The sequence below is a fragment of the Pantoea endophytica genome (assembly GCF_002858935.1).
GTDB classification, from domain to species: Bacteria; Pseudomonadota; Gammaproteobacteria; order Enterobacterales; family Enterobacteriaceae; genus Pantoea; species Pantoea leporis.
Genome location: NZ_PJRT01000002.1, coordinates 370,659 through 384,547, shown reverse-complemented (window position 1 = coordinate 384,547; position 13,889 = coordinate 370,659). Strand labels below are relative to the sequence as shown.

The following is a 13,889-nucleotide window of genomic DNA, read 5'->3' as shown; positions in this document are numbered from 1 at the left end:
GAACCGTTATCCATCGTCATCCGGTCCGGCAGGCCGTAACGTTCAAAGACTCTGACCAGCTGCTTCTGCACCGTCTCACGCCGCTCATCAGCGCAGTGTACGAGGCAAAGCGAGAAGCGGGAGTGATCGTCAAGGAGGGTAAGCGGGTGGCAGCGGCCGCCGCCAAAGGGAAAATGCCCCTTGAAATCCATCTGCCAGAGCTGGTTCGGGGCCGCATGTTCAAACCGGCCCGTGGCCGGGACACCCGGAGCTGAGCCCGGCAGCAGGTCGTGGCGGGCCATCAGGCTGTGGACGGTGCTGAAGGCGGGCATGCGGTGTCCGCGGTCTTCGAGCCAGCGCTTTATCTTGCGCGCGCCCCAGTGCTGATGAAGTTCATGCGCCATACGAAGCAGGTCAGTGATGTCGTCAGACGAGCGGTTGGGAGAGTGATGGGGTATGCAGGGGCGGTCCTCAAGACCGGATTCTCCCTCTTCAGCCCAGCGGCGAAGCCACTTGTAGGCAGTGGCGGAAGAAATGCCGTAGTGACGGCAGAGTGCGCGGATGTTCGCCCCGCCTTGCGAGGCGAGCAGAACAAACTCTTTACGTAATGACATGGTATCTCTCGCATCCCAGGACATAAGCGACTCCATAAACGGGTTCTTATGCCTTAGTTGTAAGTGTCTACCATGTCCCCGAACAAGTGTTCACCATGTCCCCGGACTGTACACAGGCGGGAGAGGGGGACTAATTGCGCCTTCTCCCGCGTGCGGGAGAAGGCTGGGATGAGGGGAACGCGGCACTTATTCAACCCGACTGAGCATCACAAACAGCAGGCTGGCATCTGAGGTTAACGGTTCAAGCTGCGTAAGTTCATCCATCCACCACACACCTTGATTGACGGCTAGTTTTTCCCCCGCCGATGTTTGCCATTCTCCCGCCAACACCCACGCCACGCCGTTTTCACTGCTGGCCGTTTTTTGCTCAACGGTAACCTGAGAATGCCAGCTGTCGCGGCGCGTCATGATATTAAAATCCTCACAGCTGCCGCGAATGCGGGCCTCAATCGCCCATTCACCGGGAAACGGCCAAGGTTGATGCGGCTGTAAAACGTGTTCCCCGTGATTGCCGCGCAACAGCACGCTATCGCCGTGCAGCAGGGTAATCACGCGATCGATGCCGGGAAAAGGTGAAAACGGCCCGTCGGCGGAGATGGTAGCGATGCTGGCGCGCCAGGCAAACTGCGCGTCGCCCGGCGGATAGCTGACGATTTCTCGTGTTTCACCGCCGCCGTTGCGCCAGCGGCTTACCGGAAGCTGGTCGTAGGCAAAACGGGTGCTCATTGTAATGCCCTCATCGCCCCGGCAAAGTTCGCTGCTGCACGCTCTTCTGCAGCATGATGGCCTTCGCTGATCACCTGCTTGCCCGCCACAAACACGTCGCGGATCTGTTCGCGCTGGCCGCCAAACAGCCAGCGGTTCAACAGCGCTGTGCTGCTAACGCTGCTGAGGAACGCGTCTTCTGCCAGCACCAGCCAGTCAGCACGTTTGCCTATCGCCAGTTCACCTGCCGGCAAACCACACGCCTGCGCGCCACCCTGTGCGGCTTGCTGCCACAGCAGATCGCCTATGGAAGGTTGATTGGGCAAGGTGATGCGGTTGCGACGACGATCGCGCAGTCGCTGGCCGTACTCCAGCCAGCGCAGCTCTTCCAATGCGCTAAGCGACACGTGGCTGTCGGAGCCAATGCCCCAGCGGCCGCCGCGCGCGATGTACTCCACCGCTGGGAAAATGCCGTCGCCGAGGTTGGCTTCCGTGGTCGGACACAATCCCGCCACCGCGCCGCTTGCCGCCATGCGCTGAATTTCGTCGTCATCAAGATGAGTGGCGTGAATCAAGCACCAGCGCTGATCGACCGCGAAGCGATTGAGCAGCCACGCCACCGGACGCTCACCGCTCCACGCCAGGCTGTCGTTAACCTCTTTCTCCTGCTCGGCAACGTGAATGTGCACTGGCACATCCTGCGGGCAGGCGGCTAATACTTCGTGCATCTGCGCTTCATTCACCGCGCGCAGCGAATGGAAGCAGATGCCATGATTAAGCAGCGGCTTATCCGCGCTCCAGCTCGCCACGCGCTGCTGCTGTTGCAGATAGGCGTCGGTTTGCTGAATGAAACGGCGCTGGCCGTCGCTGGCCGGTTGCGAACCAAAACCGCTGTAGCTGTAGAGCACCGGCAGCAAGGTTTGACCGATGCCGGCGGTCTCCGCCGCCGCCATCAGTGCCAGCTGCATGGCATCATCGGCGTAGGGTTTGCCGTGCGCATCGTGGTGCAAATAGTGGAATTCCGCCACCTGGCTGTAGCCGCCTTTCAGCATGTCGATGTAAAGATGCGTGGCGATAGCGCCAACCTGCTCGGGCGACAGGCGCTGCACCATGCGATACATCAGATCGCGCCATGTCCAGAAGCTGTCCTGCGGATCGCCCGCCACTTCAGCCAATCCCGCCATCGCGCGCTGGAAGGCGTGTGAATGCAGATTCGCTATCGCCGGAATCACCGGTCCGGCAAGACGCGTAGCATCGCCGGGCTCGCTGTTGGGCGCGAGTTGGGTGATCTGTCCGGCTGCGTTGGTGGTAATCAGCACGCGCTCATGCCAGCCGTCGGCCAGCAGTGCGCGTGGGGCAAAATAGGTTGTCATGGTTGATCCTGCATGGCGGAAAGTTGTATATACATATACATACTTTGAAGCGCAGTGTAAATCGCCCAACGCGAAGGGGAGTGGGATGGCAGAAACAGAGCAGATCGACAGCCTGTGGCTGGGGGCCGACATCGTTACGATGCGTGACGGGCACTACAATCTGATTGCCGACGGCGTGCTGGCGGTCGATCAGGGAAAACTGATTTGGGTGGGGCCACGCAGTGAATGCCCGGCTTTTTCCGCGCGCGAACAGCACCAATTTTCCGGCGGCATCATCACGCCCGGTCTGGTGGATTGCCATACGCATCTGGTGTTTGGCGGCGATCGCAGCCAGGAGTTTGAGCAGCGTCTTAATGGTGTGAGCTATGCAGAAATCGCTGCGCAGGGCGGCGGCATTCTTTCCACGGTGCGCGCCACCCGCGCGGCCTCGCAGCAAGAGCTGGTGGCAAGTGCGCGCTGGCGACTGGATCGCCTGCTGGCGGAAGGCGTCACCACGGTAGAGATCAAATCCGGTTACGGTCTCGATGAAGCCAGCGAACTGACCATGCTGCGCGCCATTCGTGAGTTGGCGGAAACGGTGCCTGCCGATGTGCAGGCCACTTGCTTAGCCGCGCACGGTTTCCCGCCGGAGTTTAAAGACAATCCGCAAGGCTGGATCGATATCATCTGCCAGCGCCTGTTACCGCAGGTGAAAGCAGAAGGGTTGGCGGATGCGGTGGATGCGTTTTGCGAGCATTTGGCCTTTTCTCCTGAGCAAGTTCGCACGGTCTTTGATGCCGCCAAAGCATTGGGCATGCCGGTGAAACTGCACGCCGAGCAGCTTTCGGCGCTGGGCGGCGCGGCGCTGGCGGCCAGTTACGGTGCGCTCTCCGCCGATCATCTGGAGTACGCCACCGCAGCGGATGCGCAAGCGATGGCGCAGCACGGCACCGTGGCGGTGTTGCTGCCAGGCGCGTTTTATCTGTTGCGTGAAACCCAGCGTCCGCCGGTAACACTGTTCCGTGAACACGGCGTAGCAATGGCGCTGGCCAGCGATGCCAATCCGGGCACCTCACCGGCGCTTTCGCTGCGACTGATGTTGAACATGGGCTGCACGCTGTTTGGTTTAACGCCGGAAGAGGCGTTAGCGGGCGTGACCTTGTGGGGCGCCAAAGCGCTGGGATTACAGCACTCGCACGGTTCGCTGGAAGCGGGCAAGGTGGCGAATTTTGTTCACTGGCCGCTGGCGCGTCCGGCTGAGCTGGTTTACTGGCTGGGCGGCGAATTGCCGTGCCAGGTTATTTATCGTGGAGAAGCGCAATGACACCTTTTCATTTTACCGCCGGTAAGATTCCGCTGCTGGTCAGCATTCCTCACGCCGGCACGCAGTTAACGCCGGAAGTGGACGCCGGCCTGAGCGACGCAGCGCGCGGCCTGCCGGATACCGATTGGCACTTGCCGCTGCTGTACGATTTTGTGCGCGATCTCGGCGCCAGCGTGTTAATTGGTCACTATTCACGTTTTGTTATTGACCTTAATCGCCCGGCGGATAATCAGCCGCTCTACACCACGGCGACCACCGGCTTGTATCCGGAAACCCTGTTCGACGGCAGCCCCACCTTTGCACCGGGTAAAACGCCGAGCGCCGAGGTACGCCAGGGTTATCTGGACACGATTTGGCAGCCTTATCATCAACAGCTGCAGCAGGAGCTGGCACGCCTGAAAGCTGAACATGGCTACGCATTGCTGTTTGATGCGCACTCGATCGCCTCGGTGATCCCGCGGCTGTTTGAGGGGCGTTTACCGGATCTCAACATCGGTACCAATGATGGCGCCAGCTGTTCAACGGCGGTGATCAACGCGATCAAACAGGTGTGTAATGCGCAAAACGATTACAGTTGGATCGCGAACGGACGCTTTAAAGGCGGCTATATTACCCGCGCCTACGGCCAGCCGGATCAAGGCGTGCAGGCGGTGCAGCTGGAGCTGGCGCAGCTCAATTATATGGATGAAACCCCGCCGTTTGCCTGGCAGCAGGATCGCGCAGCGCAGCTGCAGAAGGTACTGAAACCGCTGATGCAGGCGTTTCTAGACGCCGGTAAATCGAACTAAATCCCCGCACCTATTCGTAGCGGCGCAATTTATTGCACGTTATTCAGATTGGCAATGTGGTCGCCATTCATACGCGCGATTAATCGCGCCACTACGATTCATGTTCCTGCACCATCACAATGCACACCTTGCCTCCTCGCGGTGCAATATTACGTCCATCGCGTGACCATCTCCCTGAATTTGCGGCTTTGCCGATTTGGCATAGTGCTTGCTAGGTTGTATGTACAAGTAAAGACCGCGCAGCGATTATTAATTTTTATACTGGCTGGCTCACAAAAAGCTTATGCCGACAATGATCTGCCGCACGCTAACTTGTATATACATGAAAGGTCATCTGCAAATATTGCACAAGCAGAGACTGCCAAATTCGATTAATAGCCAGGAGAAGCCGCATGACGCACCGCGCCCCGATTCGCCGTTTTTGCCTCACGACCCTGTTTGCCAGCCTGATGATCAGCGGCATTGCCGTCCAGGCGAAAGAGTGGAAATCGATCACCATCGCTACCGAAGGCAGCTATGAACCCTGGAACCTGACGCTGCCGGGCGGCAAGTTGGGCGGCTTTGAACCGGAACTGATGGAAGACCTGTGCAAGCGCATGGGCATTCAGTGCAAGCTGGTGGTGCAGAACTGGGACGGCATGATCGCCGGCCTCAACGCCGGAAAATATGACGTGATCATGGATGCGATTGTCATCACGCCAGATCGTAAAAAAGTGGTTAACTTCACCACGCCATACGCTTCAACGCCCGCCACCTTTATCACCACTAAAGACAATCCGATGCTGCCGGCCGATCACAACATCATCAAGCTGCATGACGACGAGAAAGCGATCAACGCGGCAATTGCCCCACTGAAAGCGGCGCTGAAGGGTAAAACCATTGGTATCGCTTCCGGCACGGTTTACACGCCCTTTATCGACAAGTACTTCAAAGGCGATACCGAGGTACGCGAATACACCTCTTCGGCGGACGCGATGCTCGATCTGCAATCCGGTCGTATCGATGCGGTGTTCGATGACGTGACCTTTGCGCAATCGATGCTGGCGCGCAAAGAGAACAACAATCTGGTCTTCAGCGGCCCACAGCTCGGCGGTCCAATTTGGGGCGAGGGCGAAGCGATGGGCGTACGCATGGCGGATAACGATCTGAAAGCCAGGCTGGATGAGGCGATCCATGCCGCGCTGGCTGACGGCACGGTGAAAAAGCTCAGTGAGAAGTGGTTTAAAACTGACGTAACTCCGTAAGTGAGGTGAAAGATGATGAGCCTGCTGAGTTTTGGTGCTGATGGTTGGGGCCGCCTGATCCTGAGCGCCGCCTGCACCACGCTGCTGCTGTCGCTGGTGGCGCTGATGATTGGTGCGGTGGTCGGTTCCGGTGTGGCGGCCGCCAAATTATCGCCTCAGCGCTGGCTGCGCTGGTTGGGTGAAGGCTATTCGGTGGTGTTTCGCGGCATCCCGGAACTGCTGGTGATCTACCTGTTCTATTTTGGTGGATCCGGCCTGATTACGCTGGTTGGGCAGATGTTCGGCGCAGATGGCTTTATCGAAGCGCCGCCGTTCCTGATTGGGGCGCTGGCCATCGGGCTCATCTCGGGTTCGTATCAGGGTGAAGTGTATCGCGCGGCGCGTCTGGCGCTGGCCAAAGGCGAAGTGGAAGCGGCGGTGGCGATTGGCATGCCACGCTGGCGCATTGCGCAACGCATTCTGCTGCCGCAGGTGGTGCGTTACGCGCTGCCGGGCATGTCGAACGTGTGGCAGATGAGCCTGAAAGACTCGGCGCTGGTGTCGGTCACCGGCATCGTCGAGCTGATGCGCGCCAGCCAGGTTGCGGCGGGATCCACGCGCGATTACTTCACGTTTTATCTGGTTGGCGCTGCCTGTTATCTGGTGCTGACGCTGGTGTCTAATCATGCGTTTCGTCGGGCAGAGTCGCGCCTCGGACGCGCGTGGCAAAGTCGCACTGCGGCGCAGCATTAAGGAGCAGCAGCATGATCGACTTCGCTTTTCTCTCGGATACCTTCCTCAAGCTGAGCGCCGCGCTGCCGGTGACGCTTGGCCTGTTTATCAGCGCCTTTCTCTGCGGCGGCATATTGGCGATTGGCATTTTGTCACTGCGCATGAGCCGCTGGCGGGTGCTGAGCGGCTTCGCACGCGGCTACATTCTGGTGTTTCGCGGCTCGCCGCTGATGATTCAGCTGTTTCTCATCTATTACGGTCTTGGCCAGTTTGGCGTCATCCGCCACAGCTTCGTCTGGCCGTTCCTGCGCGAGCCCTTTATTTGCGCGGTACTGGCGCTGTCACTCTGTACGGCAGCCTACACCGCTGAGATTTTGCGTGGAGCGCTGCTCGCCGTACCGGCCGGACAAGTGGAAGCCGGTCTCGCCTGCGGCATGTCGCGCTGGCTGCTGCTGCGCCGCATTATCGCGCCGATCATGCTGCGCTATGCGCTGCCGGCGTACTCCACCGAAGCGATTTTGCTGGTGAAATCCACCGCACTCGCCAGCCTCGTCACCGTGTGGGACGTGACTGGCGTGGCGCAGCAGATCATTCAGCGTACCTATCGCACCATGGAGGTGTTTGTCTGTGCGGCGGCGATCTACCTGATCCTCAACTTTATTATCGTCCAGCTATACGCGCTGTTAGAGCGCCGTCTGACCCCGGCGCATCGTGTCGCAAAAAAGCCGATGCCCGCCGTTAAACCGCTTGCCGGAGAGTAATATGCATTCCACATCACCCGTTACCTTATCCGCCACTGATATCCATAAATCCTTTGGCGCGATGGAAGTTCTGAAAGGCATTTCGCTACAGGCGCATCAAGGCGATGTCATCTCGATTCTTGGTGCCAGCGGCTCGGGCAAAAGTACCTTGCTGCGCTGCATCAACCTGCTGGAAACGCCGGATGCTGGCGTGGTGAGCGTCGGCGGTGAAACCATTGAGATGAAACGCCATGCGCGCGGCCATCAGCTGGCGGCCAATCCGAAACAGATTGAGCGCTTGCGTTCGCGCCTTGGCATGGTGTTCCAGAGCTTTAATCTTTGGTCGCACATGACGGTGCTGCAAAACGTCATTGAAGGGCCGCACTATGTGCTGAAGCGCGACAAGAAAAGCTGCATCGCCCAGGCGGAGCAACTGCTGGATCGCGTTGGCTTACTCAATCGCAAGGATTTCTACCCGGCGCAACTCTCGGGCGGCCAGCAGCAGCGCGTGGCGATTGCCCGCGCGCTGGCGATGGATCCGGAAGTGATGCTGTTTGATGAACCGACTTCGGCGCTCGATCCAGAACTGGTGGGCGAAGTGCTGAAAGTGATGCGCAGCCTGGCGGAAGAGGGGCGCACCATGCTGGTGGTGACGCACGAAATGGGCTTTGCGCGCAACGTCTCCAACCGCGTGGTGTTTATGCATCAGGGCACCATTGATTGTCAGGGCGCGCCGGAAGAGATGTTTGGCGCCCAGGGATCGCAGCGCTTTAAGCAGTTTATCTCCAGCCATCACGGCGCGGAGCAGCCAGCATGACCATTGTATGGGGCGACAGCCCATTAACCTGGCAAGAGCTGGTGCAGGTGGCGCGGCACAACGCGGAACTGAGTTTGAGCGTCAGCGCCTGGCAGCGTATTGCGCAGGGGCGCGCGATTGTCGATGAGATTGTCGCCAGCGGCCTGATAGCTTACGGCATCAATACCGGCCTCGGCGCGCTGTGCAACATCACGCTGCCGGAAGATCAGCTCAGCCAGCTGTCGCGCAATACGCTGCTGAGTCACGCCTGTGGCGTGGGTCCGCTGCTGACGCGTGAGCAGGCGCGCGCCATTCTGTGCGCGGCGATTGCCAATTACAGCCACGGCAAATCGGGCGTGTCGGTGGCGCTGGTGCAGCATCTGCTGGCGCTGCTCAATCAGCAGATAACGCCGCAGGTGCCGTCGCAGGGTTCGGTCGGCTACCTCAGCCATATGGCGCATATCGGTCTGGCGCTGATTGGTGTCGGCGACGTGGAGTATCAAAACCAGATCATGCCCGCGGCGCAGGCGTTAACGCTGGCGGGATTACAGCCTTATCGTCCGGGGGCCAAAGAGGGTTTGAGCCTGGTCAACGGCACGCCGTGCATGACCGGCTTGTCCTGCCTGGCGCTGGATGATGCGGCGCGTTTGCTGGATTGGGCCGATGTCACCGGTGCGATGAGTTTTGAGGCGCTGCGTGGACAGCGGGTGGCCTTTGATGCCGAAGTGATCGCGCTGAAAGCCAGTCCGGGCATGCAGCTGAGCGGTCAGCGCTTACGCGCATTGCTGAGTGATAGTCCGCTGCTGGCGACCAGCGTTGGCATTCGCACCCAGGATGCGCTCAGCCTGCGATCCATGCCGCAGGTACATGGCGCCAGCCGCGATCAGTTCGATCACGCGGCGCGCCAGATTGAAACCGAACTCAATGCCTGCACCGATAATCCGCTGGTGCTCGGCACGGCGGATAACTGGCGCGTAGTGTCGCAGGCTAACCCGCACGGCGAATCGGTGGCGATGGCGGCGGATCTGCTGGCGATTGCCATGGCGGAAATCGGCAGCATCGCTGAGCGGCGGCTTGATCGTTTGGTCAATCCGCTGGTGAGCGGCTTGCCGGCGTTTCTGGTGGCGCAGCCGGGCGTTAACTCCGGCATGATGATTGCGCAGTATGTGGCGGCGTCACTCTGTGCGGAGAATCGCCAGCTGGCGCAGCCGGCGGTGCTGGATAACTATGTGACGTCGGGTTTGCAGGAGGATCATCTCAGCCTCGGCACCGGCGCGGCGCTGAAGCTGCTGAAGCTGGTGGGCAACGTGTGGCAGATTCTGGCGATCGAGTATCTGCTGGCGGCGCAGGCGCTGGATTTCCACGGCGAAGAGCAGCTGGCGCAGGGAACGGCGCAGGCATTGCGACGCTTGCGCGCGGTGGTTGCCAACTGGCAGGAAGACCGCTGGCTGGCACCGGAGATCGCGCGGGCGGTAGAGGTGTTGAAGAGCGGTTTGTAACATGGTCGCCATTTACGGCGACCTGACCAAGGATCAGCGGCGAGCGTCCGGGCGCACCAAATCGAAACGCAGTTCTTCGCTGATGCCGTAATAGGCCGACGGGCCTCCGGCACGCAGGATCGGCTGCGCTTTGGCCGTTTGATAAATACCCTCTTCCAGCAGGGCTTCATCAATATGAATGGCGACCGCTTCGCCCAGCACCAGCCAGCTATCAATCGGCTGGCCTTGGGCATCCTGCAACTGAATCAACTGCGTCAACTTACACTCAAAATTCACCGGGCTTTCCGCCACCATGCTGACATTGACATGTGACGCTGCAAGCGGCGTTAATCCCGCCAGCGCAAACTCATCCTGTTCGGACGACACTGATGCGGAGCTCTCATTCATCGCCTCGGCCAGCGGACGCGTGGCCAGATTCCAGACAAACTCTTTGGTCTCTGAAATATTTTGTACGCTGTCTTTCCAGCCGCTGCTGGCAAAACCAATAATCGGCGGATGATAGTTAAAGCAGTTAAAGAAGCTGTAGGGCGCTAAATTGCGAACCCCGCTGGCGCTTTGCGAGCTGACCCAGCCGATTGGGCGAGGGCCGACGATGGCGTTCAACGGATCGTGCGGCAAACCGTGTCCCGCGCGGGGCTGATAAGAGTAACGCTGACGAGTCATAACCATCCTTATAAGAGAACCTGAGTGTGGTGCACTAATCTCATCTAATACGGTGAATTCGATTAAGCGCATTGTGCGATGCCGCTAGCCAGAGTATCTTACGCCCGCGCTATTTTCCGGAGAAACTATGAACAAGCCAGCCGCCACGTCACCTTTCCATCCGCGTAACCGCCACCAGGGCCGTTATGATTTTGCTGCTCTGACCGCAGCCCATCCGCCGCTGGCGGTGAAAGTGCGTCCCAACGGCTACGGCGAATTATCGGTGGATTTCGCCGATCCTGAAGCGGTGATGCTGCTGAATCAGGCGCTGCTGAAGCTGTTCTACAACCTCAACTGGCAGCTACCTACAGGTTATCTGACGCCGCCGGTGCCGGGCCGTGCCGATTACGTGCATGCGCTGGCCGATCTGCTGGCGAGCGACAACGGTGGCGTGGTTCCACGCGATCTGGATGTAATGGATATCGGCTGCGGCGCGAACTGCATCTATCCGCTGATTGGCAACGCCGAATATGGCTGGCGCTTCACCGGCACCGATATCACCGCCGAAGCGATTACCGTGGCCGGGCAGATTGTGGCGAGTAATCCGGGCTTGCAGCGCGGCGTGCGTCTGCGTCGGCAAAAAGAGCCCTCGGCGATTTTCGCCGGCGTGGTGCATAAGAATGAACGCTATCATGCGGTGCTGTGCAATCCGCCTTTCCATTCATCTGCGGAAGAGGCGGCCAGCGTGGGTCAGCGCAAAACGCGCAACCTTGGCTTAGGCAAAAATGCGCCGCTCAATTTTGGTGGCCATCACAACGAATTGTGGTGTGACGGCGGCGAGCGCAAGTTCGTTGGTCAAATGATTGCTGAAAGCGTGACGCACTCAGACGCCATTATTTGGTTCACCTCGCTGGTCTCGCGCAAAGAGAATTTACCGGCGCTGCGCGACCAACTGCGCGATCTCGATGCTTATGAAGTGCGCATCATCGAAATGGCGCAAGGTCAGAAGCAGAGCCGCTTTATCGCCTGGACGTTCCAGCCGCCGGCGACGCGCGCCAAACGGCTGAAACGCTAACCTCATTGCGCCGGCGGCAACGCCGGTAAGCTGGCAGCGGTGGTAATATCGCTGCCGGTTTGCATCACTGCTACCGTTTGATGCGGCGCTTTAATGCCGGCCGCATCAAAATGCTTCTTCACCTTATCATCCAGCGCAAAACGTACCGTCCACTGCTTCAGCGGCTGGGTGGTGAATGACACGCGCACGGTAAAGGATTGGTTGGTTAATCCCACTAATCCGGCAAAACTCGGCTCGCCAATCACCATGCCGCGAATCTCCGGGTTCTCCAGCAGCTCTTTCACCGCGCCCTGCAGCGTTTGGTTAACGCGTTCGGTATCTTCACTGCGATCCACATCGTAGTTCGCCACGAACGAGCCGATGCCGCGCACAAAGTTGGCGAAGGTGGTGATCGATGACCACGGAATAATGTGATACGCACCGGTATCCTGACGCACGCCCACCGAGCGAATCGACATGCGCTCTACGGTGCCGGTGATCGGGCCAATGGTGACTAAATCACCGGTGTTCATGCCGTTCTCAAACTGGATAAAAATGCCGGTGATGATGTCTTTCACCAGCGTTTGCGAACCGAATGATACCGCCAGACCGAGCGCACCGGCACCGGCTAGCAGCGGCGCAATATTCACGCCCACTTCCGACAGCAAAATCATAATGGTGATGGTGCTTATTACGACCGCCAGCGCGTTACGAAACAGCGTCAGCAGCGTGCGGGTGCGTGCGCTCGGCATGGGGCGGCCATGCGAATCCGAGGCGAGGCGACTTTCGATCAGGCTTGCCAGCAGCGTCCAGCCGACTGCCGACAGCAGCACAATGATCACGATACGAATCAGCACATCCACCATTTTTTGGCCGGCGCCAAGCGTGAGCCAGTGCCAGAGATCAAACAGATTCCATGCGTTGAGCAGCAGCAACAGCGTGGCAAACACCGTGACCACGCGCGCCAGTTTCAGCAGCGCTTTCACCCAATCGTTAACGCGCTTTTGCAGCTCGGGATAGTTGCGGCGCATGTCGGGCGACAGCGTGACGGTTTTGCCAATCCAGCGCGTCAGCATGCCGGAAATCAGCGCAGCGATAACCACGATCGCCAGGCTGCGCACCGTGGCGGACATCATAAACTTCAGGCTGTCGCCGGGATTGAAGATCGAGAACAGGAACAGCGCGATACAGTAGGCGCTGGCCAGCCAGTGCCACACCATGCCAAAGGCGCGGATGAACAGCGCAAAGAAGCTCAAGCTGCGATCGGCAAGACGCGACAGTTCATGATGGATGTTGCTTTTGTTGCGGAAAATCAGCCACAGCGCCCAGCCGGTCATGATCCCCATAATCAGCATGTTGACCAGCGCCGCCACCTGAATATTCACCTGATTGGAGACAATCGGCACCACCACCAGTAAACCGTAACCGATGATGCCGCTTAGCCAGCTCAAACGTGTGTTCCAGTAGCTGGCGCGCGCATCGGTTAAGTGGAAGAAGCGCAGCGAAGGGAAACGCGGGCAGAATATCAGCCGCAGCACCGCTTTAAAGAACTCAATCAGCGCGAAAGCGTTAAGGAAAAGGCCTTGCTGATAGGCGATGGTGCGGTTGTTGTTGTGATAGTTGTCGCTGATGATCTGACCGACAAACAGCGTCAGCGCTAGCAGCACAATATCGAGCACAAAGGCCATCAAGATAGTGGCGGGCAAGTGCAGCCACTTGGTGCGCTCAAGGTTTTGATCGCGTCCCCAGCGGCCCATGCGGCGCCACACCGGCCACATCAGGCGGCGTGTCAGCCAGTAAAATGCAAACACCGCGGCGGAGAGCGCAGCGAAGTATTTCAGCGCGTTGAAGAAGGTTTGCTGGTTAAAGGATTTGTGTGGCGCATTGGTGATGTTGTCATGCAGTTGCACAAACTGCGCGGCCACCGCGCCGCCATATTCACGCGTTACGCTGGTGACGCTCTCCAGTACCGTGAGATCGTCCTGATTGGCCTGCGGCGGCGCCAGCACCGGTTGGTCGCTGGTGGATTGGCTGTTGGCAGCCTGACGTAACTGATCGATCAGCTCCTGACGCGAGGCGTTGTTATCCAGAATATTCGCCAGCGCGGCATAGGCGGCTTTTTTCTCGTCTAAGCTGGGTTCGCCTTCGGCTTTATCATCCGCTGCCGGGGTTTGCGACTGCTGTGCTGCGACGGCCGCCTGCGGCAGATTAACGGCCTGCGCCGGGGGAATGAGAAACAGAGTGAACAAACTGAAGAGTAACCACACGGCTGAACGCCATGGTGGGCTGGCAGACGACATCGCTTTTCTCCTTTAGCTTCGCGCAGCGGCACAAGAGAGAAGTATAGTCAGTGATGGAAGGTGAAGATTTTGAAAAGGAAAATTGAATCGTGGTACCTGCCGTAGTGGCGCGATAAATCGCGCCGCTACAAATGCTGCATG

General features: G+C 59.0%; 13 protein-coding genes. 8 read left to right on the top strand and 5 right to left on the bottom strand.

Going from position 1 to position 13,889, the window contains the following annotated elements; genetic code table 11:
* From PZBJ_RS02510 to PZBJ_RS02500, 3 genes are all read right to left on the bottom strand, one after another.
* A partial coding sequence (locus PZBJ_RS02510) for a DDE-type integrase/transposase/recombinase (protein WP_420818490.1) occupies positions 1-617 on the bottom strand: 617 nt, incomplete at its 3' end.
* A gap of 162 nt (positions 618-779) precedes the next feature.
* Complete coding sequence (locus PZBJ_RS02505; RefSeq protein ID WP_101761028.1) at positions 780-1,319, bottom strand: HutD/Ves family protein; 540 nt, start codon at positions 1,317-1,319, stop codon at positions 780-782.
* Complete coding sequence (locus tag PZBJ_RS02500) at positions 1,316-2,671, bottom strand: formimidoylglutamate deiminase (RefSeq protein WP_101761027.1); 1,356 nt, start codon at positions 2,669-2,671, stop codon at positions 1,316-1,318. The genes PZBJ_RS02505 and PZBJ_RS02500 overlap by 4 nt, the downstream gene beginning before the upstream one ends.
* 85 nt (positions 2,672-2,756) lie before the next feature.
* Between PZBJ_RS02500 and hutI the strand changes: the two genes are divergently transcribed.
* From hutI to PZBJ_RS02465, 7 genes are all read left to right on the top strand, one after another.
* On the top strand, positions 2,757-3,974 hold the full coding sequence (hutI, locus tag PZBJ_RS02495) for an imidazolonepropionase (RefSeq protein WP_101761026.1): 1,218 nt from the start codon (positions 2,757-2,759) through the stop codon (positions 3,972-3,974).
* On the top strand, positions 3,971-4,762 hold the full coding sequence (gene hutG / locus PZBJ_RS02490) for an N-formylglutamate deformylase (RefSeq protein WP_101761025.1): 792 nt from the start codon (positions 3,971-3,973) through the stop codon (positions 4,760-4,762). The genes hutI and hutG overlap by 4 nt, the downstream gene beginning before the upstream one ends.
* Before the next feature lie 392 nt (positions 4,763-5,154).
* Entirely contained in the window at positions 5,155-6,006 is an 852-nt protein-coding gene (locus tag PZBJ_RS02485) for a transporter substrate-binding domain-containing protein (RefSeq protein WP_101761024.1), read from the top strand.
* A 12-nt stretch (positions 6,007-6,018) separates the two neighbouring features.
* Complete coding sequence (locus PZBJ_RS02480; protein ID WP_101761023.1) at positions 6,019-6,738, top strand: ABC transporter permease; 720 nt, start codon at positions 6,019-6,021, stop codon at positions 6,736-6,738.
* A gap of 11 nt (positions 6,739-6,749) precedes the next feature.
* The gene (locus PZBJ_RS02475; protein WP_101761022.1) at positions 6,750-7,478 is read left to right on the top strand and encodes an ABC transporter permease; all 729 of its coding nucleotides are present in this window, start codon (positions 6,750-6,752) and stop codon (positions 7,476-7,478) included.
* Between the two features lies 1 nt (position 7,479).
* Positions 7,480-8,274 (top strand): ABC transporter ATP-binding protein, encoded by a 795-nt coding sequence (locus PZBJ_RS02470; protein WP_101761021.1) that lies wholly within the window; start codon positions 7,480-7,482, stop codon positions 8,272-8,274.
* Entirely contained in the window at positions 8,271-9,752 is a 1,482-nt protein-coding gene (locus PZBJ_RS02465) for an HAL/PAL/TAL family ammonia-lyase (RefSeq protein ID WP_101761020.1), read from the top strand. Before PZBJ_RS02470 ends, PZBJ_RS02465 begins: the two co-directional genes overlap by 4 nt.
* Before the next feature lie 33 nt (positions 9,753-9,785).
* Here the strand turns inward: PZBJ_RS02465 and PZBJ_RS02460 are convergent, their stop codons facing one another.
* Positions 9,786-10,415 carry a flavin reductase family protein gene (locus PZBJ_RS02460; protein WP_101761019.1) on the bottom strand — a complete coding sequence of 210 codons (630 nt, stop codon included), beginning with the start codon at positions 10,413-10,415 and terminating at the stop codon, positions 9,786-9,788.
* Positions 10,416-10,542: 127 nt separating this feature from the next.
* Between PZBJ_RS02460 and rlmF the strand changes: the two genes are divergently transcribed.
* Positions 10,543-11,469 (top strand): 23S rRNA (adenine(1618)-N(6))-methyltransferase RlmF, encoded by a 927-nt coding sequence (gene rlmF / locus PZBJ_RS02455; protein WP_101761018.1) that lies wholly within the window; start codon positions 10,543-10,545, stop codon positions 11,467-11,469.
* Between the two features lie 2 nt (positions 11,470-11,471).
* Here rlmF and ybiO read toward each other — a convergent pair whose 3' ends face one another.
* Positions 11,472-13,748, bottom strand: coding sequence for a mechanosensitive channel protein (gene ybiO / locus PZBJ_RS02450; protein ID WP_101761017.1), 2,277 nt, complete (start codon positions 13,746-13,748; stop codon positions 11,472-11,474).
* Positions 13,749-13,889: the final 141 nt, after the last annotated feature.

Coding starts and splice junctions, on each gene's coding strand:
- PZBJ_RS02505 (WP_101761028.1), bottom strand. CDS start 1,319: ATGAGCACCCGTTTTGCCTACGACCAGCTTCCGGTAAGCCGCTGGCGC.
- PZBJ_RS02500 (WP_101761027.1), bottom strand. CDS start 2,671: ATGACAACCTATTTTGCCCCACGCGCACTGCTGGCCGACGGCTGGCAT.
- hutI (WP_101761026.1), top strand. CDS start 2,757: ATGGCAGAAACAGAGCAGATCGACAGCCTGTGGCTGGGGGCCGACATC.
- hutG (WP_101761025.1), top strand. CDS start 3,971: ATGACACCTTTTCATTTTACCGCCGGTAAGATTCCGCTGCTGGTCAGC.
- PZBJ_RS02485 (WP_101761024.1), top strand. CDS start 5,155: ATGACGCACCGCGCCCCGATTCGCCGTTTTTGCCTCACGACCCTGTTT.
- PZBJ_RS02480 (WP_101761023.1), top strand. CDS start 6,019: ATGATGAGCCTGCTGAGTTTTGGTGCTGATGGTTGGGGCCGCCTGATC.
- PZBJ_RS02475 (WP_101761022.1), top strand. CDS start 6,750: ATGATCGACTTCGCTTTTCTCTCGGATACCTTCCTCAAGCTGAGCGCC.
- PZBJ_RS02470 (WP_101761021.1), top strand. CDS start 7,480: ATGCATTCCACATCACCCGTTACCTTATCCGCCACTGATATCCATAAA.
- PZBJ_RS02465 (WP_101761020.1), top strand. CDS start 8,271: ATGACCATTGTATGGGGCGACAGCCCATTAACCTGGCAAGAGCTGGTG.
- PZBJ_RS02460 (WP_101761019.1), bottom strand. CDS start 10,415: ATGACTCGTCAGCGTTACTCTTATCAGCCCCGCGCGGGACACGGTTTG.
- rlmF (WP_101761018.1), top strand. CDS start 10,543: ATGAACAAGCCAGCCGCCACGTCACCTTTCCATCCGCGTAACCGCCAC.
- ybiO (WP_101761017.1), bottom strand. CDS start 13,748: ATGTCGTCTGCCAGCCCACCATGGCGTTCAGCCGTGTGGTTACTCTTC.